Source organism: Actinomadura sp. 6K520 (assembly GCF_004349245.1).
Lineage (GTDB): Bacteria > Actinomycetota > Actinomycetes > Streptosporangiales > Streptosporangiaceae > Spirillospora.
In genome coordinates this window covers 1-19,696 of the sequence record NZ_SMLC01000049.1, presented here as the reverse complement: position 1 = coordinate 19,696, position 19,696 = coordinate 1, and the positions used below count along the sequence as shown (strand labels likewise).

At 70.0% G+C, this 19,696-nt stretch carries 23 protein-coding genes; 16 read left to right on the top strand and 7 right to left on the bottom strand.

Annotated features, from left to right (window positions below; genetic code table 11):
* Window positions 1-20: 20 nt before the first annotated feature.
* The 4 genes from rpsR (at window position 21) to E1289_RS15600 (ending at window position 2,035) form a co-directional block, all read left to right on the top strand.
* Window positions 21-257 carry a 30S ribosomal protein S18 gene (gene rpsR, locus E1289_RS15615; RefSeq protein WP_019631633.1) on the top strand — a complete coding sequence of 79 codons (237 nt, stop codon included), beginning with the start codon at window positions 21-23 and terminating at the stop codon, window positions 255-257.
* A 16-nt stretch (window positions 258-273) separates the two neighbouring features.
* The gene (gene rplI / locus E1289_RS15610) at window positions 274-720 is read left to right on the top strand and encodes a 50S ribosomal protein L9 (RefSeq protein WP_131980665.1); all 447 of its coding nucleotides are present in this window, start codon (window positions 274-276) and stop codon (window positions 718-720) included.
* A 106-nt stretch (window positions 721-826) separates the two neighbouring features.
* Entirely contained in the window at window positions 827-1,027 is a 201-nt protein-coding gene (locus E1289_RS15605) for a hypothetical protein (protein WP_131980663.1), read from the top strand.
* A gap of 345 nt (window positions 1,028-1,372) precedes the next feature.
* Entirely contained in the window at window positions 1,373-2,035 is a 663-nt protein-coding gene (locus tag E1289_RS15600; RefSeq protein ID WP_131980705.1) for a peptidoglycan recognition family protein, read from the top strand.
* A gap of 22 nt (window positions 2,036-2,057) precedes the next feature.
* Here E1289_RS15600 and E1289_RS15595 read toward each other — a convergent pair whose 3' ends face one another.
* Together E1289_RS15595 and E1289_RS15590 are read right to left on the bottom strand one after the other, a co-directional pair.
* A complete protein-coding gene (locus tag E1289_RS15595) occupies window positions 2,058-2,246 on the bottom strand; it encodes a hypothetical protein (protein ID WP_052357975.1) in 189 nt (62 codons plus the stop codon).
* 57 nt (window positions 2,247-2,303) lie between these two features.
* A complete protein-coding gene (locus tag E1289_RS15590) occupies window positions 2,304-3,629 on the bottom strand; it encodes an MATE family efflux transporter (RefSeq protein WP_131980661.1) in 1,326 nt (441 codons plus the stop codon).
* 340 nt (window positions 3,630-3,969) lie between these two features.
* Between E1289_RS15590 and dnaB the strand changes: the two genes are divergently transcribed.
* The 8 genes from dnaB to E1289_RS15550 all read left to right on the top strand — a co-directional run bounded on the left by dnaB (window position 3,970) and on the right by E1289_RS15550 (window position 14,377).
* Window positions 3,970-6,594, top strand: coding sequence for a replicative DNA helicase (dnaB, locus tag E1289_RS15585; RefSeq protein WP_131980703.1), 2,625 nt, complete (start codon window positions 3,970-3,972; stop codon window positions 6,592-6,594).
* Between the two features lie 129 nt (window positions 6,595-6,723).
* Entirely contained in the window at window positions 6,724-7,281 is a 558-nt protein-coding gene (locus E1289_RS15580) for a sigma-70 family RNA polymerase sigma factor (RefSeq protein ID WP_131980659.1), read from the top strand.
* Window positions 7,278-8,327: a CU044_5270 family protein gene (locus E1289_RS15575; RefSeq protein WP_131980657.1), complete on the top strand. Its 1,050-nt coding sequence runs from the start codon at window positions 7,278-7,280 to the stop codon at window positions 8,325-8,327. Before E1289_RS15580 ends, E1289_RS15575 begins: the two co-directional genes overlap by 4 nt.
* Window positions 8,328-8,790: 463 nt before the next feature.
* Window positions 8,791-10,521 carry an NAD(P)/FAD-dependent oxidoreductase gene (locus E1289_RS15570; protein WP_131980655.1) on the top strand — a complete coding sequence of 577 codons (1,731 nt, stop codon included), beginning with the start codon at window positions 8,791-8,793 and terminating at the stop codon, window positions 10,519-10,521.
* Complete coding sequence (locus E1289_RS15565; protein WP_131980653.1) at window positions 10,518-11,942, top strand: hypothetical protein; 1,425 nt, start codon at window positions 10,518-10,520, stop codon at window positions 11,940-11,942. The genes E1289_RS15570 and E1289_RS15565 overlap by 4 nt, the downstream gene beginning before the upstream one ends.
* A 167-nt stretch (window positions 11,943-12,109) precedes the next feature.
* The gene (locus E1289_RS15560) at window positions 12,110-13,486 is read left to right on the top strand and encodes an SMI1/KNR4 family protein (RefSeq protein ID WP_131980651.1); all 1,377 of its coding nucleotides are present in this window, start codon (window positions 12,110-12,112) and stop codon (window positions 13,484-13,486) included.
* Between the two features lie 181 nt (window positions 13,487-13,667).
* Window positions 13,668-13,994, top strand: coding sequence for a metalloregulator ArsR/SmtB family transcription factor (locus tag E1289_RS15555; RefSeq protein ID WP_131980649.1), 327 nt, complete (start codon window positions 13,668-13,670; stop codon window positions 13,992-13,994).
* Entirely contained in the window at window positions 13,991-14,377 is a 387-nt protein-coding gene (locus E1289_RS15550) for a VOC family protein (protein ID WP_131980647.1), read from the top strand. The genes E1289_RS15555 and E1289_RS15550 overlap by 4 nt, the downstream gene beginning before the upstream one ends.
* Before the next feature lie 23 nt (window positions 14,378-14,400).
* Here E1289_RS15550 and E1289_RS15545 read toward each other — a convergent pair whose 3' ends face one another.
* The 3 genes from E1289_RS15545 to E1289_RS15535 form a co-directional block, all read right to left on the bottom strand.
* On the bottom strand, window positions 14,401-14,910 hold the full coding sequence (locus E1289_RS15545) for a pyridoxamine 5'-phosphate oxidase family protein (RefSeq protein WP_207928986.1): 510 nt from the start codon (window positions 14,908-14,910) through the stop codon (window positions 14,401-14,403).
* A 64-nt stretch (window positions 14,911-14,974) separates the two neighbouring features.
* Window positions 14,975-15,586, bottom strand: a complete 612-nt coding sequence (locus tag E1289_RS15540) for a dihydrofolate reductase family protein (protein WP_131980645.1) — start codon at window positions 15,584-15,586, stop codon at window positions 14,975-14,977.
* A gap of 75 nt (window positions 15,587-15,661) precedes the next feature.
* A complete protein-coding gene (locus tag E1289_RS15535; protein ID WP_207928985.1) occupies window positions 15,662-16,543 on the bottom strand; it encodes a helix-turn-helix domain-containing protein in 882 nt (293 codons plus the stop codon).
* A 185-nt stretch (window positions 16,544-16,728) separates the two neighbouring features.
* Here E1289_RS15535 and E1289_RS15530 point away from each other — a divergent pair, with 185 nt between their 5' ends.
* The 3 genes from E1289_RS15530 to E1289_RS15520 are packed head-to-tail and all read left to right on the top strand — an operon-like array spanning window position 16,729 to window position 18,163.
* Window positions 16,729-17,067 (top strand): metalloregulator ArsR/SmtB family transcription factor, encoded by a 339-nt coding sequence (locus tag E1289_RS15530; RefSeq protein WP_131980643.1) that lies wholly within the window; start codon window positions 16,729-16,731, stop codon window positions 17,065-17,067.
* Window positions 17,064-17,540 carry an SRPBCC domain-containing protein gene (locus E1289_RS15525; protein WP_131980641.1) on the top strand — a complete coding sequence of 159 codons (477 nt, stop codon included), beginning with the start codon at window positions 17,064-17,066 and terminating at the stop codon, window positions 17,538-17,540. The genes E1289_RS15530 and E1289_RS15525 overlap by 4 nt, the downstream gene beginning before the upstream one ends.
* Complete coding sequence (locus E1289_RS15520; protein ID WP_131980639.1) at window positions 17,537-18,163, top strand: dihydrofolate reductase family protein; 627 nt, start codon at window positions 17,537-17,539, stop codon at window positions 18,161-18,163. Before E1289_RS15525 ends, E1289_RS15520 begins: the two co-directional genes overlap by 4 nt.
* Before the next feature lie 69 nt (window positions 18,164-18,232).
* Here E1289_RS15520 and E1289_RS15515 read toward each other — a convergent pair whose 3' ends face one another.
* Both E1289_RS15515 and E1289_RS15510 read right to left on the bottom strand, forming a co-directional pair.
* Window positions 18,233-18,409, bottom strand: a complete 177-nt coding sequence (locus E1289_RS15515) for a DUF397 domain-containing protein (protein WP_131980637.1) — start codon at window positions 18,407-18,409, stop codon at window positions 18,233-18,235.
* On the bottom strand, window positions 18,390-19,214 hold the full coding sequence (locus tag E1289_RS15510) for a helix-turn-helix transcriptional regulator (protein ID WP_131980635.1): 825 nt from the start codon (window positions 19,212-19,214) through the stop codon (window positions 18,390-18,392). Before E1289_RS15510 ends, E1289_RS15515 begins: the two co-directional genes overlap by 20 nt.
* A 118-nt stretch (window positions 19,215-19,332) precedes the next feature.
* On the opposite strand from E1289_RS15510, the gene E1289_RS15505 reads away from it, so the two are divergent.
* Window positions 19,333-19,683, top strand: a complete 351-nt coding sequence (locus E1289_RS15505) for an ATP-binding protein (RefSeq protein ID WP_131980633.1) — start codon at window positions 19,333-19,335, stop codon at window positions 19,681-19,683.
* Window positions 19,684-19,696 lie beyond the last annotated feature (13 nt).

Genomic DNA, 19,696 nt, shown 5'->3' with positions numbered 1-19,696 from the left:
TCTCCCAAAGGAGCACCACGATGGCGAAGCCACCTCCCCGCAAGCCGAAGAAGAAGGTTTGCGTTTTCTGCCAGGAGAAGATCTCCTACGTCGACTACAAGGACACGGGCCTGCTGCGGAAGTTCATCTCCGACCGCGGCAAGATCCGTGCCCGGCGGGTGACCGGCAACTGCACCCAGCACCAGCGGGACGTCGCCACGGCGATCAAGAACGCCCGCGAGATGGCGCTGCTGCCCTACACCAGCACCGCGCGCTGAGGCAGGGGGAACGAACATGAAGCTCATCCTGACCCAGCAGGTCTCCGGTCTCGGTGAACCCGGGGACATCATCGAGGTCCGCGACGGCTACGGCCGCAACTACCTCGTGCCCCGCGGCTTCGCCATCCGGTGGACCCGCGGCGCCGAGCGCGAGATCGAGTCGATCAAGAAGGCGCGTTCGGCCCGCGAGATCGCGACCGTCGAGCACGCCAAGGAGGTCGCCGACCAGCTGAAGGCGCTGCGGGTGACGCTGCGCACCCGCAGCGGAAGCGGCGGCCGCCTGTTCGGCGCCGTGACCGCCGCCGACATCGCCGAGGCGGTCCGCGCCGCCAACGGCCCCGACCTGGACCGCCGCCGCATCGAGATCGGCAACCCGATCAAGACGGTCGGCACCCACCGGGTCAGCGTCCGGCTCCACAGCGACGTCAACGCCACCATCGACGTCGACGTGGTCGAAGCCTGACCGTCGTCCGCCGAACGACCCCCGCGCCCCACCGGGAGCGCGGGGGTCGTTTCGCGTCCGCGCCGTATGATCTGGTCCGGACGTCCGTGCGGCGAACGGGGAGGCCATGCAGCCCAGGCGATGGTCGGCCGCCACGGCCGGATGGCTGTCGGCCGGCGTGCTGGCCACCGCGGCCGGCGGCGGCGTGATCTCGGTGGGGACCGGGGCCATGGGCCTGGAGACGGAGACCTTCACCCTGCTGACCATGTTCGGGGCGGCGGCACTGGCCTACGGCGGTCACCGGGTGCGGCGGCCGCACGGGGCGTGACACGCACGGCCCGCCGGTCGACACGCACCGCCCGCCGGTTCAGAAGTCGGCAATCTCTGCTGCAAGATCGGTCGACCCCCTGTTCAAAGCGGGGTAGTGCGCTCTGGGTTTCATGTGAAACGTCCCTGAATCACCCGGTGTTTGGGGTGATCAACTAGCGGCCAATACGTTCCGTAATCAGATCGAGTCGGAACGAAAGAGGTCGATGTGTTGCACGCGCATTCGGGGGAGGGCGCGGACGGCGGGCAACGCTGCGGCCCGCAGTTCACGCGCCGGGCGCTCATCGGCGGTGTGGTCGGGGCGGCGGGCCTGCTGACGGTGGGGTCGTCCATACGGGATGGGGCCATGGCGAGCGAGTATCCGGTGGGACCGCCTTACCCGGCGTTCAGGGCGGACGCTCCCCAGGTGTACACGCGCGCCCAGTGGAACGCGCGGTCGCCCAAGCGCGCCGCCCGGATCCTCGACCGGCCGCCCGACCACATCGTCGTGCACCACACGGCCTCGGCGAACACCAGGGACCGCTCCCTCGTCCACGCGTTCGGCCTGTCCCGGCAGATCCAGAAGTGGCACATGGACGGGAACGGCTGGAACGACACGGGCCAGCAGCTCACGATCAGCCGCGGCGGCATCGTGATGGAGGGGCGCAACCAGAGCCTGGCGGCCATCCGGGCGAAGAACCACGCGGTCGGCGCGCATGTCCTGCACCACAATCAGCACACCATCGGGATCGAGAGCGAGGGGACGTACACGAGCGCGAGGGTCCCGCGCCGGCTGTGGGACTCGCTGGTGGAGGTGTGCGTCTGGCTGTGCCGGGCGTACAACCTCGAACCCGCCGAGGCGATCGTCGGTCACCGCGACTACAACTCGACCACATGCCCCGGCGACGTCCTCTACGCGCGGCTGCCCGAACTGCGCAGGTCGGTCGCGGACCGGCTGAACGGCTCGGGGGGCGCGAGCGGCTCCGCCGGGGGCCTGGTGACGTCGATCTTTCCGTCCTTCGACGGCTGACCGCGGCCACCACCGGCGGGGGTCAGGTCTCCGGGGTGGTGTAGCGGGTGCGGCGGCGGGCTATCTCGGGGTCGATGCCCTCGACCAGGGACCAGATGCCGGCGACGCGTTCCACCAGGGTCTCGGGCGGCAGTCCGGCGAGGCCCTCGGCCGCCAGGTCGTCGATCGCCTGGGTCAGCCGGGCCATCCGCTCGCCATGCGTGGAACACATGTTCGAATAGTAGCGAGTGTGACGCCAGGTACGGGTGCGGTTCGCGGAAATCGGCTCTCAGCGGACGGCGCCGGTGACCATCCACCGGTCGCCGCGGGCACGCAGGCCCAGGGTGACCAGGCGGGTCGCCATCCACAGGGAGATCGCCGTCCAGAGCCCGATGAGCCCGGCGTCCGCCCGGTAGGCGGCGATGGCGGCGGGCAGGAAGACGACCGTCGCGAGCAGCGTCGTCACCGCGAGGTACGCGCCGTCCCCCGCGCCGATGAGAATCCCGTCCAGGACGAACACCACGCCCGCGACGGGTTGCAGCACCGCGACGATGAGCAGTGAGGCGAACAGCAGGTCGTGGACGCCGCCGTCCGAGGTGAACAGGCCCGGCAGCCACGGCCGGACCAGCAGGATCAGCAGCGCGAACACCGCGCCGCTCGCGATCCCCCACCACACCATCCGGCGCGTGACGGCCCGCGTGCCCGTGATGTCGGACGCGCCCAGGTACCGTCCGGTGATGGCCTGCCCGGCGATCGCGATGGCGTCGAGCGCGAACGCCAGCAGCGTCCACACCTGGAAGGCCACCTGGTAGGCGGCGATCTCCGCGTCCCCCATGCGGGCCGCGATCGACGTCCCCACGATCAGGACGACGCGCAGCGCCGCCGTCCGCAGCAGCAGCCCGACTCCCGCGGTGGCCGCCGTCTTCATCCCGGCGAGATCCGGGTGCACCGGGGCTCCGTGCCGCCGCGCCGCCCGCAGGACGACCCACACGTAGACGGCGGCGCTCGCGGTCTGGGCCATGACGGTGCCCCAGGCCGAGCCCGCGATCCCCCAGTCCAGGACGAGCACGAACAGCACGTTGAGCACGAGGTTCAGCGAGAACCCGCCGATCGAGACGTACAGCGGCGTGCGGGTGTCCTGCAGGCCGCGCAGCACGCCCGTCCCGGCCAGGACCACCAGCATCGACGGGATGCCGAAGAGGCTCACGGCGAGGTAGGTCTCGGCGTAGGGCGCGACGGCCGGGGAGGCGCCGAACGCGTCCACGATCGCCGGGGTCAGCGGCCAGCCGGCCATGATCAGTACGACGCCGATGGCGAGCGCGAGCCACATGCCGTCGATGCCCTGCCGGACCGCCGCCCGCATGTCCCCGGCGCCGATCTGCCGGGCCACCCCGGCCGTCGTCCCGTAGGCGAGGAAGACGCACAGGTAGACGAGGGTGGCCAGCGCCTGGCCGGCGACTCCCAGACCGCCGAGCGGCTCGGTGCCCAGCCGGCCGACGATCGCCGAGTCCGACAGCAGGAACAGCGGTTCGGCGACGAGCGCGCCGAAGGCGGGCACGGCGAGGCGCAGGATCTCGCGATCATGCGTGGCCGCGGGGCGCCGGGAGGTCTTCACCGCGCCGAGGGTAGCACCCTGGTAATCCTCCTAATCCACTTGGCACCTTACATCGGGCCGACCGGCCGACTTTCTTTTCCGCACACCCGGTGGATGAAGTTTTCGCAGCTCAACGACTTGCGGCGCGGTTCGTCCGCAATGAATCCACAAGGTTTTCCACAGGTCGTGCACAACCTGCGCGGCGTGTCTGCACAGGCATTCCACAGCCTTGTCCACAGGACGCTTTGCCCGCCGCCGCGTGGGCTCGCGAGAATGTCGGACGCTTCGGATAGACCTGGGACGGACGGTCGCCGACGGGGCGGACGGGGCCGCCGGCGATCGAGATGAAGGGGGTGCGACGGTGAGCGTTGCCGAAATCGGCGGACCGAGCGAACCCGAGTTCGAGCGCACACCACCGCACGACATATCCGCCGAACAGGGCGTCCTCGGCGGCATGCTGCTCTCCCCGGACGCCATCGCCGAGGTCGTCGACATCCTGCGCACGCCGGACTTCTACCGTCCCGCGCACCAGATCGTCTTCGACACCATCCTCGACCTCTACGGCCGGGGCGATCCCGCCGACGCGGTCACCGTCGCCGGCGAGCTCACCAAGAACGGCGAGATCGGGCGCATCGGCGGCGCACCCTACCTGCACACCCTGATCTCCCTGGTGCCCACCGCGGCCAACGCCGGGTACTACGCGCGCATCGTCCACGAGCGCGCGATCCTGCGCCGGCTGGTCGAGACCGGCACCCGCATCGTCCAGATGGGCTACGCCGCCGACGGCGCCGACGCCGACGAGGTCCTCGACCGCGCCCAGGCCGAGGTCTTCGCCATCGCCGAGAAGCGCGCCGGTGAGGACTACGTCCCGCTCAGCGAGATCATGCCGGGCGCCCTGGACGAGATCGAGGCGATCGGCAGCCGCGGCGGCCAGATGGTCGGCTGCCCCACCGGCTTCGCCGACCTGGACGCCCTCACCAACGGCCTACATCCCGGACAAATGGTAGTAGTCGCCGCAAGACCTGCCATGGGGAAGGCGATATGTCTGAATACTCCCCTTCCAACCCCAACGGGATGGACCACCATGGGGGAAGTGTCCGTTGGCGACTACCTGATCGGAGCCGACGGCAAACCGACTCGTGTCGTCGCCGCAACAGAGGTGATGCACGGTCGCCCCTGCTACGAGATCGAGTTCTCGGACGGCGAGGTGATCGTCGCCGACGCCGAGCACCAGTGGCGTACGACGACACGTGCAAGTCGCCGTCAGCGAAGCGAGACCCGAACGACCTACTACTGGCCCGACGAAGCGATCAACCGTGTTCGGTGGGCGACGGCGGAGGCCAATGAGCAACCCCGTCAGCTCATTTCGCACCGGCAGGCCGTGGACGAGGTAGGAGCCGAGTTCAGACATGCGCTGTACGCGGTCACCCGGCAGCTCGGCCATGCCGGTGAAGCCGATCGGAGCATCTCGAAGCGCCAGGTTCGCTATGACCGCACGAGTCTCTACAGGGGGCTGCTGCATCGTGCCGTCCGTCCAAAGAACGCTGCGACAACGGCACAGCACCGCCCCATCAAGACGACTCGGGAGATCGCCGCGACCGTCCGCTGCGATGGGGACAGCCGTCCCAATCATGCGGTCGAAGTAGCCGCTCCGTTCCAGTTCCCGACCGCCGAGTTGCCCGTCGATCCGTATGTCCTCGGCACCTGGCTAGGTGATGGGTGTGCCACGAACTGCTCCATAACGTGCTTCGACGAAGAGATTCTGGAACAGATCGAAGCAGCTGGGCAGCCGGTCAGGCGGCACAGGACCCCGGGAAGTTTCGGCCTTCCCGGTCTGGTCACCAAGATCAAGGCATTGGGCCTGTGGCGCAACAAGCACATCCCGGCCGAGTATCTGCGGGCGTCTGAGGAGCAGCGGCGGGCCTTGCTGGCCGGGATGCTCGACACGGACGGGTATGTCTCGGAGATCGGCCAGGTGCAGCTGGCGTTCGCCTACAGGCGGCTGGCCGAGGACGCGCACGAGCTGATCCTCAGCCTCGGCTACCGCGCGACGATGACGACCAAGCCGGTCAGGGGGCGCTCTCCGGAGACCTCCACCTTCTACCGGATCAACTTCACGCCGAGCGAGACGGTGTTCCGGCTGCCGCGCAAGGCGGCGCGGCAGCGCAGGATCGTCCACCCCAAGGCGCGGGTGCGGTACATCGTGGACGTCCGGCCGGTCGAGAGCGTGCCGGTCCGGTGCGTCCAGGTCGACAACTCCGACCACATGTATCTGGCGGGCCGGTCGTGCATCCCGACCCATAACTCGACGCTGGCGCTCGACTTTGCGCGGGCGGCGTCGATCAAGCATGGGTTGACGTCGGCGTTCTTCAGCCTGGAGATGGGGCGCAACGAGATCACCATGCGGTTGCTGTCGGCCGAGGCGCGGGTGGCGCTGCACGCGATGCGGTCGGGCACGATGCAGGACGAGGACTGGACGCGCCTGGCGCGCCGGATGAGCGAGGTCGCCGAGGCGCCGCTGTTCATCGACGACTCCCCCAACATGTCGATGATGGAGATCCGCGCGAAGTGCCGGCGGCTCAAGCAGCAGCATGACCTGCGCCTGGTCATCATCGACTACCTGCAGCTGATGACCTCGGGCAAGCGCGTCGAGAGCCGCCAGGTCGAGGTGTCGGAGTTCTCCCGGTCGTTGAAGCTGCTCGCGAAGGAGCTGGGCGTGCCCGTCATCGCGCTGTCGCAGCTCAACCGAGGCCCCGAGCAGCGAACGGACAAGAAGCCCATGGTGTCCGATCTCCGTGAATCGGGATCAATCGAACAAGATGCCGACATGGTGATCCTGTTGCATCGCGAGGACGCCTACGAGAAGGAGTCGCCGCGTGCCGGGGAGGCCGACCTGATCGTGGCCAAGCACCGCAACGGCCCGACCGCCACCGTCACCGTCGCCTTCCAGGGCCACTACAGCCGCTTCGTCGACATGGCGCAGTAGCCGCGCGGCCGCGAACCGAGGGCGCCCGCGCGGTGTAACACCGGCGGGTCTCTCGACACGTACGTGGTGTTCCCCCACCAGTGAAGGAGGGCCACGTGCACCAGGAGAGATCCGACCATCGGGGCTTCGATGGGTGACGGCCGTGAGGCACGGTTCGAGGCGATGTACGCCGCGACGTACGAGCCGATCCTCGGTTACGTGCTGCGCCGCTGCCCGTCGCCCGATGACGCCGCCGACGTGGTGGCCGAGACGTTCACGATCGCGTGGCGGCGGCTGGACGAGATCCCGGCCGGTGACAGGGCGCGGCTGTGGCTGTACGGCGTCGCGCGCAAGGTGCTGGCCAATCACTGGCGTGGTGAGGCGCAGCGCCGGCGACGCACGACGAGCCTGCGCCACGACCTCCGCGACGAGATCGCCGCGGTCGCCGCGGACCCCGTTGAGGCGTCGGCCATCGCGGAGGCGTTCCGCGACCTGTCGGTCGACGATCGCGAACTGCTCGGCCTGGTCGCCTGGGAGGGGCTGGACCACGCCGCCATCGCGGCCGTCCTCGGCTGCTCCGCCGGAGCCGCGCGCGTCCGGTTGCACCGTGCGCGCAAGCGCTTCTCCCGTGCGCTGCGCTCGGCGCGGTCCGAATCCATGGCCGTGGGCCCCACACGTCCCATCAGCGAACGGAGATCCCTGACATGAAGTCGCACTCCACCGACGACCTGGTGCGGTCGATGGCCCGCGTCCACGACGAGAACCTGGCCGGATTCGCCGGCCGGCCCGCAGCGCGCGACCTCGCGGAGGACATCATGACGCTCACACCGCCCAAGGAATTCCACGCCGAGACGGCGGCGCAGGCAGGGGACGGTGGGCGCGCGGAAGGGCCGGAGCGGACACCCCGCCGGTTCCAACTGCCCGGCCTGGGCGTGCGCCTCGCCGTCGTCGGGGCGATGGCGGCGATCGCCGTCGGCGGGGTCGTCCTGCGGGCCGACCTGCCGGCCGGTGAGCAGGCACCGGAATCTTCCGGGGCGGCGCCGCAGAGCATCTCGCTGGGATCGGCCGCCAAGGCGGCACACGTGCTCGACCGGGCCGCCAAGGCCGCCGAGACCCGGTCGCTCGACGCACCCGGCCCCCGGCAGTGGGTCTACACGAAGATGAAGCTGACCTCGTCGGCGAAGCCTGCCGGGCTCGTCAGCGGCGGTCCGTACAAGACGGAAGCGTGGGAGTTGTGGCGGCGCGGCGACGGCAAGCAGTTCGCCGCCTACAAGAACGGCAAGCCGCAGACCGGACATGAAACGGTGTCGTCATCCGTCGCGGCCAAGTACGAGCCCCTGCCCAGTGATCCCAAGGCGCTGCTGCGGAAGGTCGGCGGGAGCAAGGGCCACTCCTTCATGGCCTACCAGACGCTGGTCACGCTCCTGCGGGACACTGTCCATTCCGCGGAGACGGAGGCGGCGATCTTCCGGGCGATCAAGCTGATCCCCGGCGTGACGCCGGTCGAGGGCAGGGTCGACGCCGCGGGGCGCCCGGCGATCGGCCTCGGCCTGACGGTGGACGGCTGGCTGCACGAGGAAGTGCTCCTCGACCCGCAGACCTACGCCTACCTCGGCGAGCGCGCGATCACGATCAAGAGCCGTACGTTCGAGTCCGCCGGCGAGCCCGCGTTCACGGTGAAGGCGGGGACGTTGCAGCGGCTCATGGTCCGCGACGCCATCGAGGTCGTGGACAAGCCCGGCCAGCGGCCCTGACCCTCGGCGACAACGAGTGCGCACCGCGGCGGACCACCGCGGTGCGCACTTGCTGCTCGCTCCCGCAGAGGGTCGAGGAGCAGGACGTCGATGTCGTTCCGGCGGCTGCCGGTTCCGTGGGTTCTCCACGGCCGGACCGGCCGCGCCGCCCGACATGTCGCCTGACGGGATCGGGCCTCTCAACCTGCTAGGGCGGAGTGGCCGCAAGCGGTCGGGGGGGAAGGGGGCGCAGGCCGGCTTGCAGGGCATATGTCGTTCGGGTCCTGTGTCCTGCCGGTGTTCGGTGGCTGGAGCGACGTCGGCTGAACCGCGCGGTCGAGTTCGCCCGTACGAGGGTCGAGGGCCTCGGGGACCGAGCCTCGACCGGTTCACGGGGGACGGTCGGTGCGGTCCCGGGGGTCCGTCGGGACGGGGCGGCGAGCGGGCGGCCCCGCCCGCGGCCGGTGGGGGACGGTGAGGTGACATGCGGCTTCGGGAGCAGGGTCCGACGGCGCCGGGGGGCGGCGTCAGGGTGCTCATCGGCATGGGCTGCGGTCTGGTGTCGGGGCTGGCGGTCGGGGGGCTGATGGCCGGGCAGGGCCTGCTCGCGTCCCACGGCACGTTCGGGTGGGCGGTGTTCGCCCTGTACGCGGCGGTCATCGGGCAGTTGCTCGGCGCGTTCGTCGGGCGGCGGCCGTCCGGTCCGGCGGTGTCGGCGGCGGGCGGGCTGCTGCTCGGCGTGCTCGGCTGGACGGTGTGGTGGCTGAGCCTGGATCCGTGGGTCCGGGGCGGTACGCCGACCTGGACGGTGGAGGCGGCGACTGCGCTGTATCCGGAGCTGGTGGGCTCGCTGCTCCAGGGGACGCTGGCGGGGATGCTGTTCCATTCCGCCATGCGGGGGTTCGGCGGGCGTCCGGACAGGCCGAAGGCGCCCGCGCCGCGCGTCGTGATCGTCGGGGGCGGTTTCGGCGGGGTCAGCGCCGCGCGCCGGTTCGAGCGGCTGAACCTGCGGGGCCATCGCGTCGACGTGACGCTGATCAGCGACTCGAACTACCTGCTGTTCACGCCGATGCTCGCGGAGGTCGCGTCCGGTGGGCTGGAGGCGCAGCACATCAGCTCACCGGTGCGGGCCGCGGCGTCGCACACGAGGTTCCGGCACGGGCGGGTCGCGGGGGTGGACGTCGCGCGGCGGCGGGTCGTCCTCGAATCGGGGGGCGAGCAGGTCGGGTACGAGCATCTGGTGCTGGCGGTCGGGTCCGTCCCGTTCTTCCCGGATCTGCCGGGTGTGGCGGAGAACGCGCTGACGTTGAAGTCGCTCGGGGACGCGGTGCGGCTGCGGGAACGGGTGCTGGGGCTGCTGGAGCGCGCCGACCAGGAGACCGATCCGGCGGAGCGGAGGCGCCTGCTGACGTTCGTCGTCGCGGGCGGCGGGTTCGCCGGGACGGAGTCGGTCGCCGAGCTGTACGACCTCACCCATGACGTGCTGCACTTCTATCCCGCGATCGACCCGGACGAGCCGCGTTTCGTCCTCGTCCACTCCGATCGGCGGATCCTGCCCGAGCTGTCGGAACGCCTGGGCGCGTACGCGCTGGAGAAGCTGCGGTCCCGCGGCATCGAGTTCCGGCTGGGCGTCCGCGCGACCGGCGCGACCGGCCGGAGCGTGCACCTCGACAGCGGCGAGGTGATCGAGACGGCGACCTTCGTGTGGACGGCGGGCAACCAGCCGAACCCGATGCTGCGGACGCTGCCCGGGGAGACCGGCCGCCGCGACGCGGTCCTCGTCGACCGGACGCTCCGCGCGTTCGAGATGGACCGGGTCTGGGCGATCGGTGACTGCGCCCAGATCCCCGCGCCCGACGGCGCGCTCTACCCGCCGACCGCGCAGCACGCGATGCGCGAGGGCAAGGCGGTCGCCGACAACATCGCCGCCGTGCTGCGGGGGCAGCGGCCCCGCCCGTTCCGCTTCACGACGATCGGGACGTTCGTCGCGCTGGGCCATCGCACCGCCGCCGGGGAGATCCGCGGCCGTCCCTTCTCCGGGCTGAGCGCCTGGCTGCTGTGGCGCGGCATCTATCTCGCGAAGCTGCCGGGGGTGGAGCGGCGGGTCCGCGTCCTGCTCGACTGGGTGCTGGACGTGGCGTTCCCGCGCGACATCGTCGTCACGGGCCCGCCCGCCGACGCTCCGGCGGCGCTGCCCGGAGGGGGTGCGCGATGACGGCGGAGGCGGTCCGCGGACCGGTGTTCTCCGGGCGCGGCGCACCGGCGGGCGCGTTCGCCGGCGCGGCCGGGGGCATGGTGTGGGGCGCGGCGATGGTGTCGCTGGGCATGCTCCCGGACGTCGCGGTGCTCGCCGGGTCGGGGGCGCCGTGGCTCGGGTTCGTGCTGAACATGCTGATCTCGGTCGCGGTGGGCGCCGTGTTCGGGCTGCTCGCGGCGCACCAGCGGATCCGGTCGAGCGAGCTGCTGTTCTGGGGTCTCGCCTACGGGATGTTCTGGTGGTTCCTTGGGACGCTGACGCTGCTGCCGTTGCTGTCCGGGACGCCGATGACGTGGAGCCTGGATGCCGCGCAGGAAGCGTTGCCGAGCCTGTTCGGACACCTCTACTACGGCGCGGTAACCGCGGTCGTCTTCGCGCTGCTGCAGCGGGACGGCCGGTCCGTCGCCGCGGACCATCTGCGGCCGAGGACGCTCCTGCGCGGCCTGCTCGCCGCCGGGATCGTCGGCGGCGTCCTCGCCCTCACCGCCGGCGATCGGCTCGGCTGGCTGCCCGTCGTCGCGCTGGCCATGGGGGTCGGTTACCCGCTGGTGTTCACGGGACGCGCGGAGGGCACCGGTCCGGCTATCGTCCGAGGCACCGCCTACGGTTTCGTGTGGTGGATCGTGGCGGGTCTGACCTGCACACCGCTGCTGGACGCGGGCCGCCTCGACTGGTCGGAGTCCGCCGTGGCGGAGGCGACGAGCACGCTGGCGCCGTACCTGCTGGCGGGCGCCGGGATCGCGGCCGTCTTCGGCTGGCTGGGCTCCCTCGCCCGCGCCCTGTTCGTGGACGATGTGCGGCTCCGGACCCGCGCGGCCGGCACGCGCGGCCTGCGCGTCGTCGGCTATGGCGCGCTGTCCGGGCTGGTCGGCGGCGTCCTGTTCGGTTTCGTGTGGGGCACGGTGGACGTGCTGCCCACGGTGGCGAAGCTCGTCGGCGCGGACGGTGACGCGGCCGGCTGGGTCGTCCATCTCCTCATCGCCCAGGGCATCGGGGTGTCGTACGCGCTGCTGTTCCGCGGACGCGCCTACGACCTGGTGTCCGGCGTCGGCTGGGGGCTTTCGTACGGGTTCTTCTGGTGGGTGTTCGGCGGGCTGACCCTGATGCCCGCGACGCTGGGCGTCCCGCTGTGGTGGACGGCCCCCACGATCGCCGCGGACTTCGCGAGCCTCATCGGCCACCTCGCGTACGGGGGTGCGCTCGGTGCCGTCCTCGCCTGGCTGGAGCATCGGGAGAACCCGTGGTGGCTGGCCCGCAACGACCTGGAGGCGGCCCGCGCCGCCGCCCGCCGCGACCAGGTCCTGGGCTCGGCCCCCGCCCTGTGGATCCTGACCGCCCTGATAGCCCTGACCGTCCCGGTCATGGTGGCGGGCGCCTGATCAGACGACCCATCAACGCACGAAGGCCCGGCTTTGGAACGATCGGTGGTGACCGGGGCCGACTCGCCTCCGAGTCGGGGCACATCGACTCTCACTCACCGACCTCGGAAATCGATTCTCCGCAATAATCACCCTCACGCGATCATCGGCGTGACCGGAGGCGGCCGTTGTCCTCGATTCATGATTTTGCGACCTGGGAGCCGTTGCTGCGGCTCTTGCGGGCGGGCAACGCCGAGAGCCTCGCCGCGCCGGGCGGCCACGTGGCGGGACGGATCGGCACATTCGGGTGGAGTGTGCCGCTGCCGCCGCGGTTTCCGCCGCCCGGCCGAGCCCTGCAGACCGAGGACATGCAGGACGAGATCGACGCCATCGAGCGGGTGCGGAGCGCCCTGGAGCACGCCGGCCTGGAGGACATCTCGTTCGCCGCGGAGATCTCGCCGACCGGACGGACCGTGCTCTACCTGCTGACCGCCGGTCCGTCCGTGGAGGCCGGCCTCGGGCCGTACCCGGGTTCGCTCATCCTGGTGGAGGGCGCCGTCCCCGAGCCCTGGCGCCGCCTGCCCGACCCGGTGCCCGGGGCGGTGCCCGCGCCGTCAGCCGATCCGCGGTCGCTGAAGAAGGCTCTCGAAGAGCGTCTCGGCAGCGCGGACGGTGCCACCTACGCCGAAATCGCCGCTGCAGAGGAACGCCTTGGCGTCGCGCTGCCCGACGAACTCAAGGTGCTCTACCGGGCTATGCCCCCACAGGGACGGAACTCGGACTACGCGACGGTGAAACGCGTCTACGAGGCGGTGGGCTGCGACGTCCTCCCGCTGGACGAGGTGTACATCGCGGACGCGGCGTCTCGCCCATGCCCGTGGAAATACGCGGCGATGGAGGCGGTCATCACCCCAACCGACGCCGCCGTGCAGGGCGTAGTCGGCTCTCCCGGCTGGATCGTCTTCGGCGACAACGGAGGCGGCGACCGGATCACGGTCGACCTGACGCCGGGTCCGCGCGGCCACGTGGGCCAGATCATCATGCTCAGCCACGAAACGAGCATCGGCGCCCATCTGCTCGCCGACTCGCTCACCGGCTTCGTGGTCAACGGGGAGGACGACGAGGACGACACCCGTCACGGTGCCGAGCTTCCAGCCGTGGCCAGGGTCAACATCAGGAACCTGACGAGCATCGAGGCCGCCGCGCACCCCCGGTTGGAGGTCCTGAGCATCGGCGTCTGGAAGGACGATCCGCTGAGCCTCGCCCCCGTCGTCGGCCTGCCCCGCCTGCGGACCCTGACCGCCTGTCCCGGCACCCTCGCGGACCCGATGGAGATCGCCGAACTCAAGGGACTGGAGTTCCTGGAACTCGGACCGGAGGACTGGCGTCTTCTGCTGGACGCCCGAGCCGTCCCGCGCAGCCTGTCGGCCGCCGCCATCGAGGTGCCCGGCCAGGAGCCGCACCCGCTCCCGATCGTGGACCTCGCGAACGAACTCCTCGCCCTCTGGGACCGGCCCCCGATCACCCGGACCATCCTCGAAGGCGACCTCGCCCCCGCGACGTAGCTGCGGGGTACCTCCTGCACCTGCCGCCGACCCCGTGTGCCGGACGTCTCGACCCCCACCCGGCGACGGCGGTCGAGCGCGTTGATCGTGACGTGTTTCGACGCACCCTCTCGTCCACCCCGACCAGATCGTCCCTGCACAAGGTTGACATGCAAGTCGCGGCTTGCCTATCGTTTCGGGCGTGGGAGACGTCTTCAAGGCCCTCGCCGACCCCACGCGGCGGATCATTCTCGACGAACTGACGGATCGGAACGGCCAGACGCTTTTCGAGATCTGTGCCCGCCTGACGACCAAGCACCAGCTCGGCTCGTCGCGGCAGGCGATCTCGCAGCACCTCGACGTGCTGGAGTCGGCCGGCCTGGTCGAGACCAGGCGCGAGGGCCGTTACAAGTTCCACTACATCAACCCGCGGCCGCTCGAACCGATCGTCGAGCGGTGGCTCAAGAACAGGACGCCCGGCGGCCGTGAAGACGGTGCCGAGGCAGACGGGGAGAGGGGATCGACATGAGGATCGACCTGGCGAGCGTGCTCGTCGACGACCAGGAGAAGGCGCTGCGCTTCTACACCGATGTGCTGGGCTTCGTGAAGAAGCAGGACATCCCGATGGGCGAGGCCCGGTGGCTGACCGTGGTGTCCCCGCAGGCACCGGACGGCACCGAGCTGGTGCTCGAACCCAGCGGCCACCCGGCGGCGAAGCCGTACAAGGAGGCCCTGGTCGCCGACGGCATCCCGTTCACGTCCTTCACCGTGGACGACGTCAAGGCCGAGTACGAGCGCCTCCGCGGCCTGGGTGTGCGCTTCGTCCAGGAACCCACGGACATGGGCGCGGTGACCACGGCCGTACTGGACGACACCTGCGGCAACCTGATCCAGCTCCACCAGCCCGCCTGAATCGGGGGCGCGTTCAGCGGCGGCTACCGGGCGCACCGCCACGGGCGGACAGGCGTCCGGTGGTCGGCGCTGATCGAGTGCAGCGGGCACGGTCGCCGGGGTTCTCGCGGGCAGAGGACGAACGCCTCGGTGACGGTGGCGCGGTACAGGCGATAGGGGGACGGCGGGGTGACGTCGTCCGGCGTCACCCCGGTCGCCCCCCGTGTCACCGGACCGGGGTAGATTCCGATGCCGCGGTCGAGGTCGCGGCCGACGAGTTCGGCGGCCGTCCCCGAGAGGTAGACCGCGCGGCCGTGGTAAGTCGGTACCTGCGAGTCGAAGATGACCATGCTCACCTGCGGGCGCTGCGCGATGTTGCGCGAGTGGGCGGCGTCGTGGGCGGACACCCAGTAGAACTCGGTGTAGTCGGCCGTCGCGAAGTACACGGGCGAGACCCATGGCCGCCCCGCGGCGTCGGCGGTGCCGAGCGTCAGGTACAGATTCGCCTCGATGAGCGCGCGGGCATGTGCGTCGAGGTCGTCCACTGCGATCACCCGTCCTTGACGATGCGGCAGGGCCGGTGGGAACCCTGGTCCGCCGCGGAGAGTGCGCCCCGCCCTAGCGGCGCACCTTGAACTTCAGGTGGAGCACCCCGTCGCCCTGGACGACCACGTGGGGATGCTCCAGTAGATGCTGCCCGTCGACGCCGCCGAAGTAGCGTTTGCCCGACCCGAACACCACGGGCACCACGTCCATCGCCACCTCGTCCACCAGGCCGGCCGCGAAGATCTGGCCGCCCACTTCGCCGGCGTTCACGCTGACGATTCGTTCCCCGGCGAGTTCCTGGGCCTTGGCGATCGCGGCCGTCACGTCGTCGACGAAGTGGTAGGACGCCTCGGGGTGCCAGCCCTCGGGCTTGGGCCGGTGGGACACCACGACCACGTGATCGCCCGCGGGCGGGCTGCCCTCCCAGCCGTCGACCAGGTCGAACAGGGTGCGGCCCATCACGATCGTGCCGATCGCGTCCCACATCGGCCGGACGTACTCCGCCGATGCCTTGGAGACCTTGAAGCGGCTTCCGGCTCCGGAATGGTCGTACTCCTGGTCGCCGGTTGCGGTGATCGGGGTGTCCCCGTTGAAGTACCAATCGTGCAGCGGCCCGACGTCGTCGTTCCCGTCGGCGATGAAGCCGTCCACCGACGTCACGCTGTGCATGATCACTGTGCCCACGGGTTCTCCTCGCAGTCTCCTCGCGCCTTCACGGCCGATCTTGCCGCCCTCGGGGGCGACCGGGCATGTAAGAAATCAATCGGCGGGCATCGGACCGCTGTCCGGCGGGAACCCCTGCTCGGCTGGGAACCGGCGCCGCAGCGCCAGGTATTCGGTCGGGGTGTGGCCGGTGAAGTCCTTGAACTCCCTGGTGAAGTGGGCCCGGTCGAAGTAGCCCGCCCGCTGGGCGAGGTCCGACCAGTCGACCGGGCGCAGCGCGTCCACGGACAGGATCAGCCGTGCGAACCGGTAGATCCGCGCCACCCGCTTCGGGGTGACCCCGACATGGGACTTGAACTGCGTGGCCAGGTGATTCCCGCTCACCCCGGCGGCGTCCGCCAGCGCGCCGACCGGGATCGCGCCGTGAGAGGTCTCCAGTCTCCTGCCCATGTGCTGGACGAGGTCGAGACCGCGTGACGGTGCATCGGCAAGCCGCGAACGCAGCTCCGCCTCCACGACCCGCAGTGTCTCGGCGGCCGATGCGAGGTCGCCGAGCTGGTTGCGAATCCGGTCCACAGACCGTTGCCAGACGGCGTCCACCGGCACCCACCGGTTCCGCAGCTCGCTCGCCGGCATGTCGATGAACGGCGACATCCCCCATGGCTTGAAGTGCACCCCGACGAGTCTCGCCCGTGTGGGGTACTCGTAGAGGAAACGCCTGGTCCATACACCCATGAACCATGCGTCGTTGAACGCCATCGACGGCACGGAGGGGTCGGAGTCCCAGAGGCGGGCGGGTTCGCCCAGGTTGATGAACAGGTGTGCCGACGGCATCGGCGGGACGTTCATCCGGCGGTGGCGCGGCACTCCGGTCAGGCAGTAGATGTCGTCGATGAAAAGGTCGAGCGGCGGTGCGGGCACGCGGCCGACGTATTCCATGGACTTCGTCCGCTGCGGGTCTCGGTTTCGGATGTCCATCCGGAGGACCTTCTCGTGCCATCGGCGATTCCCGAGGCCATGGCGCGAACGATACCAACGGCTCGGGAACCAGGCTGGCTGCCCGCGGAATCCTCACGGTCCTCGGGGGTACCGGTGTCGGCGGGCTCGCAGGGGCCGACACTTAGCCTTTGCGTTAACTAACGTGGGCGGGCATACTTAGCCTCATGGCACAGTATTCGGCGCAGCTCGACGGGGTGTTCGTCGCCCTGGCCGACCCGACGCGGCGCGCGGTCGTCCGGCGGCTCGGCCTCGGGCCCGCGAGCGTCGGCGATCTCGCCCGCGAGTTCCCCATGACGCTTCCCTCGTTCATGAAGCACGTGCGGACCCTGGAGGCGAACGACCTCATCCGCACGGTCAAGTCCGGCCGGGTGCGCACCTGCGTGCTCAACCGGGAGCGGCTCGCCCTGGTGGACGACTGGCTCGCGGAGCAGCGCCGGATCTGGGAGGGCCGCACCGACCGCCTGGAACAGTTCGTCACCGATCCGGAGGAGAACCGGCCATGACTTTCGACCCCGACCTCGACCTTGGTCTGGAGCGCATCATCCGTGCCCCACGGGCGGCCGTGTGGCGCGCTTGGACCGATCCATCCCGCCTTGCGAGGTGGTGGACCCCGGCGCCTTCGCTGTGCCGGGTCGACCGCTTGGACGTGCGTCCCGGCGGCGCGTTCGTGACGAGTTTCAGTGACGACGGGACCGAGTACGTCCCGCATATGGACGCGTGCTTCGTCGCCGTCGATGAGCTGGAGCGGATGGTGTTCACCAACGCGATCGACAGCGACTGGCGTCCCGCGAGGCCCGAGCCGATCGCGATGACCGCCACGGTCACGCTGACCGACCACCCGGACGGCACGGACTACCGGATCGTCGTCCGGCACGGGACCCCCGACGCCCGCGCACAGCACGACAAGCTCGGTTTCGCCGATGGCTGGGGCACGGTCGCCGCCCAGCTCGCAGCACACGTGGAGGGCACGAAGTGAAGATCGCCATTACCGAGTTCGTCACGCTCGACGGGGTCAGCCAGGGTCCTGGCTCGCCGGACGAGGACACCAGCGACGGGTTCGACCGCGGCGGCTGGCTCGTCCCGCACATGGACCCGGCCTTCGTCAAGCGCGCCTCCGACTGGCTCGACCTCGCCGACGGCCTCCTGCTCGGACGGCGGACCTACGAGGCGTTCGCCCGCGACTGGCCGCAGATCACCGACCCGGCCGACCCGTTCGCCGAGCGGATGAACACGCTGCCGAAGTACGTCGTGACGAACACCCTCACCGAGGGGACCTGGAACCCCACGACCGTTCTAAAGGGCGATGCGGTCCAGGCGGTCGCCGACCTCAAGGCACGGCCGGGCCGGGAACTCCAGATCCACGGCAGCGCCCGCCTCGGCGACTCCCTGCTGGAGGCGGGTCTCGTGGACACGCTCCGCCTGGTGATCGCCCCCGCCGTCCTGCGAAGCGGCCGGCGGCTGCTGAAGAGCGAGGGCACCCCGTCCGGCCTCCGCCTGCTCCACCACGAGGCGACCCCCAATGGCCTGCTCCTCCTCGAATACGAGGTGACCGGCCAAGCACCCCGAGCCGAATACCAGGGCGTCACCGCACTCGCATAGCCGCGGCTGAGCACCGGTGGGCGGCGCGCCCCACGCACCGCCCACCAATGCGACGCGCCCAACCGGCAGTTATCGCTTGAGAGCCGCCATGAGAGCCGCGAACTCGCCACGGTCGATGACCAGCTTCGGACCCTCTGGGTCCTTGGAGTCTCGGACGGCGATGGAGTCGGGGAAGCGGCCGACCTCGACGCACTCACTTCCGCTCTGGGTGCCGCTATGACTGCTCTTACGCCATCTCGTCGTCACTGAACGCCTCCGTAGCCGCTCTGATCAGGTCCTTGGACCTGTGCTCAGGGAGAGCCTTCGCACTGATTCGCGCGTACAGGATCGCGTACTCTGCGACCTCCAATGGAGACGATATAAGTCGTCCACCACCCAGTGACTCGGTGTAGGCCACTTCGCCGAAATCGTCTCCCGTCACGAGTTTCAGACCACCGTCCAGGCCCGGATAGGCGTTGGTCTCGAAGGTCTGTGGAATTACATGGACGACGACGTTTGGGCGCTCGGCCACTTCGAGGAGGTGTGCGAGCTGCTCCCGCATGATCCGGGGGCTCCCGACAGGCCATCGCAACGTGGCCTCGCTCAACAGCACCATGACGAACGCTCGGTCGAGGACGTTCTGGCGTTCTATCCGCTCGGTGACGTCCGGCTCCGGATCAGGTACGCCTCCACCGGTCAGGAGGGCCCGGGCATACTCCTCGGTTTGGAAGAGACCGGAGATCAGGAGCGGCTCGAAGATTCGGATGATCCGCGCTCGCTGCTCGAAGGTTTTGTACTGGGCAAGCCACTGTGGGTCGTGGCCGATGCTGGCGTACCAGACCAGCAGGCCGAAGACGCCGCCCGTCTCCCATGCCTTGTCCAGGAGGGCTGCGCGTTGCCCGTCCAGGCGGTCGACGCCGTTTTCGACGCGTGAAACGGTCGCCTTGCTCGCGTTGATGAGGCGTCCCGTGGCTTCGCCGGACAGGCCCCGCTGGGTGCGGCAGAAACGCAGGTAGTAGGCGATGAAGGCCCACATGCTGTCCTTGGGATTGGGGGGCGCGTTGGTGGCCATGGGGGGAGCCTCCGCGTTCCGTGTTGTTGCGACTGCGCTGTGTACACATGCGAACTTAGCGTGATGGCGTGACTCTGTGGCGTAGTTCACACACGTCCGAACGCCGAAGGTTGTAGCGATGCGCACTGCATGTGTCTCCGAGGTCCCGACGCTCGTGCTCGATGCGACTGATCAGGCTCCGCGGCTGGCGCGGGGGTTTCTCGCCGCGCGGTTCGCGGAGTGGGGGATCGGCGACGACTACGTGGGGCGGCTCGTCGTCTGCGAGCTGGTGACCAACGCCTACCGGCACGGGAAGCCCCCGATCGTCGTGCGGGTGCTCCGCGACCCACGCGACGGCCTCGTGGTCGTGGAGGTGTGGGAGTGCGCCACGAGGCGCTTGGTCGTATTCCCGGCTCAGCCGGGAGAGGATTGGAGGTTTTCTCTGGGCCTAATGGCTTACCCGGATCCGAAAGGAAAAGGGGGACAGTAGCATGCCAGCAAAC

What these genes read in the sequence shown, in the direction of transcription:
- rpsR (WP_019631633.1), top strand. Translation starts at nt 21, where the DNA reads ATGGCGAAGCCACCTCCCCGCAAGCCGAAGAAGAAGGTTTGCGTTTTC.
- rplI (WP_131980665.1), top strand. Translation starts at nt 274, where the DNA reads ATGAAGCTCATCCTGACCCAGCAGGTCTCCGGTCTCGGTGAACCCGGG.
- E1289_RS15605 (WP_131980663.1), top strand. Translation starts at nt 827, where the DNA reads ATGCAGCCCAGGCGATGGTCGGCCGCCACGGCCGGATGGCTGTCGGCC.
- E1289_RS15600 (WP_131980705.1), top strand. Translation starts at nt 1,373, where the DNA reads ATGGCGAGCGAGTATCCGGTGGGACCGCCTTACCCGGCGTTCAGGGCG.
- E1289_RS15595 (WP_052357975.1), bottom strand. Translation starts at nt 2,246, where the DNA reads ATGTGTTCCACGCATGGCGAGCGGATGGCCCGGCTGACCCAGGCGATC.
- E1289_RS15580 (WP_131980659.1), top strand. Translation starts at nt 6,724, where the DNA reads ATGGGTGACGGCCGTGAGGCACGGTTCGAGGCGATGTACGCCGCGACG.
- E1289_RS15575 (WP_131980657.1), top strand. Translation starts at nt 7,278, where the DNA reads ATGAAGTCGCACTCCACCGACGACCTGGTGCGGTCGATGGCCCGCGTC.
- E1289_RS15570 (WP_131980655.1), top strand. Translation starts at nt 8,791, where the DNA reads ATGCGGCTTCGGGAGCAGGGTCCGACGGCGCCGGGGGGCGGCGTCAGG.
- E1289_RS15565 (WP_131980653.1), top strand. Translation starts at nt 10,518, where the DNA reads ATGACGGCGGAGGCGGTCCGCGGACCGGTGTTCTCCGGGCGCGGCGCA.
- E1289_RS15550 (WP_131980647.1), top strand. Translation starts at nt 13,991, where the DNA reads ATGAGGATCGACCTGGCGAGCGTGCTCGTCGACGACCAGGAGAAGGCG.
- E1289_RS15535 (WP_207928985.1), bottom strand. Translation starts at nt 16,543, where the DNA reads ATGGACATCCGAAACCGAGACCCGCAGCGGACGAAGTCCATGGAATAC.
- E1289_RS15530 (WP_131980643.1), top strand. Translation starts at nt 16,729, where the DNA reads ATGGCACAGTATTCGGCGCAGCTCGACGGGGTGTTCGTCGCCCTGGCC.
- E1289_RS15525 (WP_131980641.1), top strand. Translation starts at nt 17,064, where the DNA reads ATGACTTTCGACCCCGACCTCGACCTTGGTCTGGAGCGCATCATCCGT.
- E1289_RS15510 (WP_131980635.1), bottom strand. Translation starts at nt 19,214, where the DNA reads ATGGCCACCAACGCGCCCCCCAATCCCAAGGACAGCATGTGGGCCTTC.
- E1289_RS15505 (WP_131980633.1), top strand. Translation starts at nt 19,333, where the DNA reads ATGCGCACTGCATGTGTCTCCGAGGTCCCGACGCTCGTGCTCGATGCG.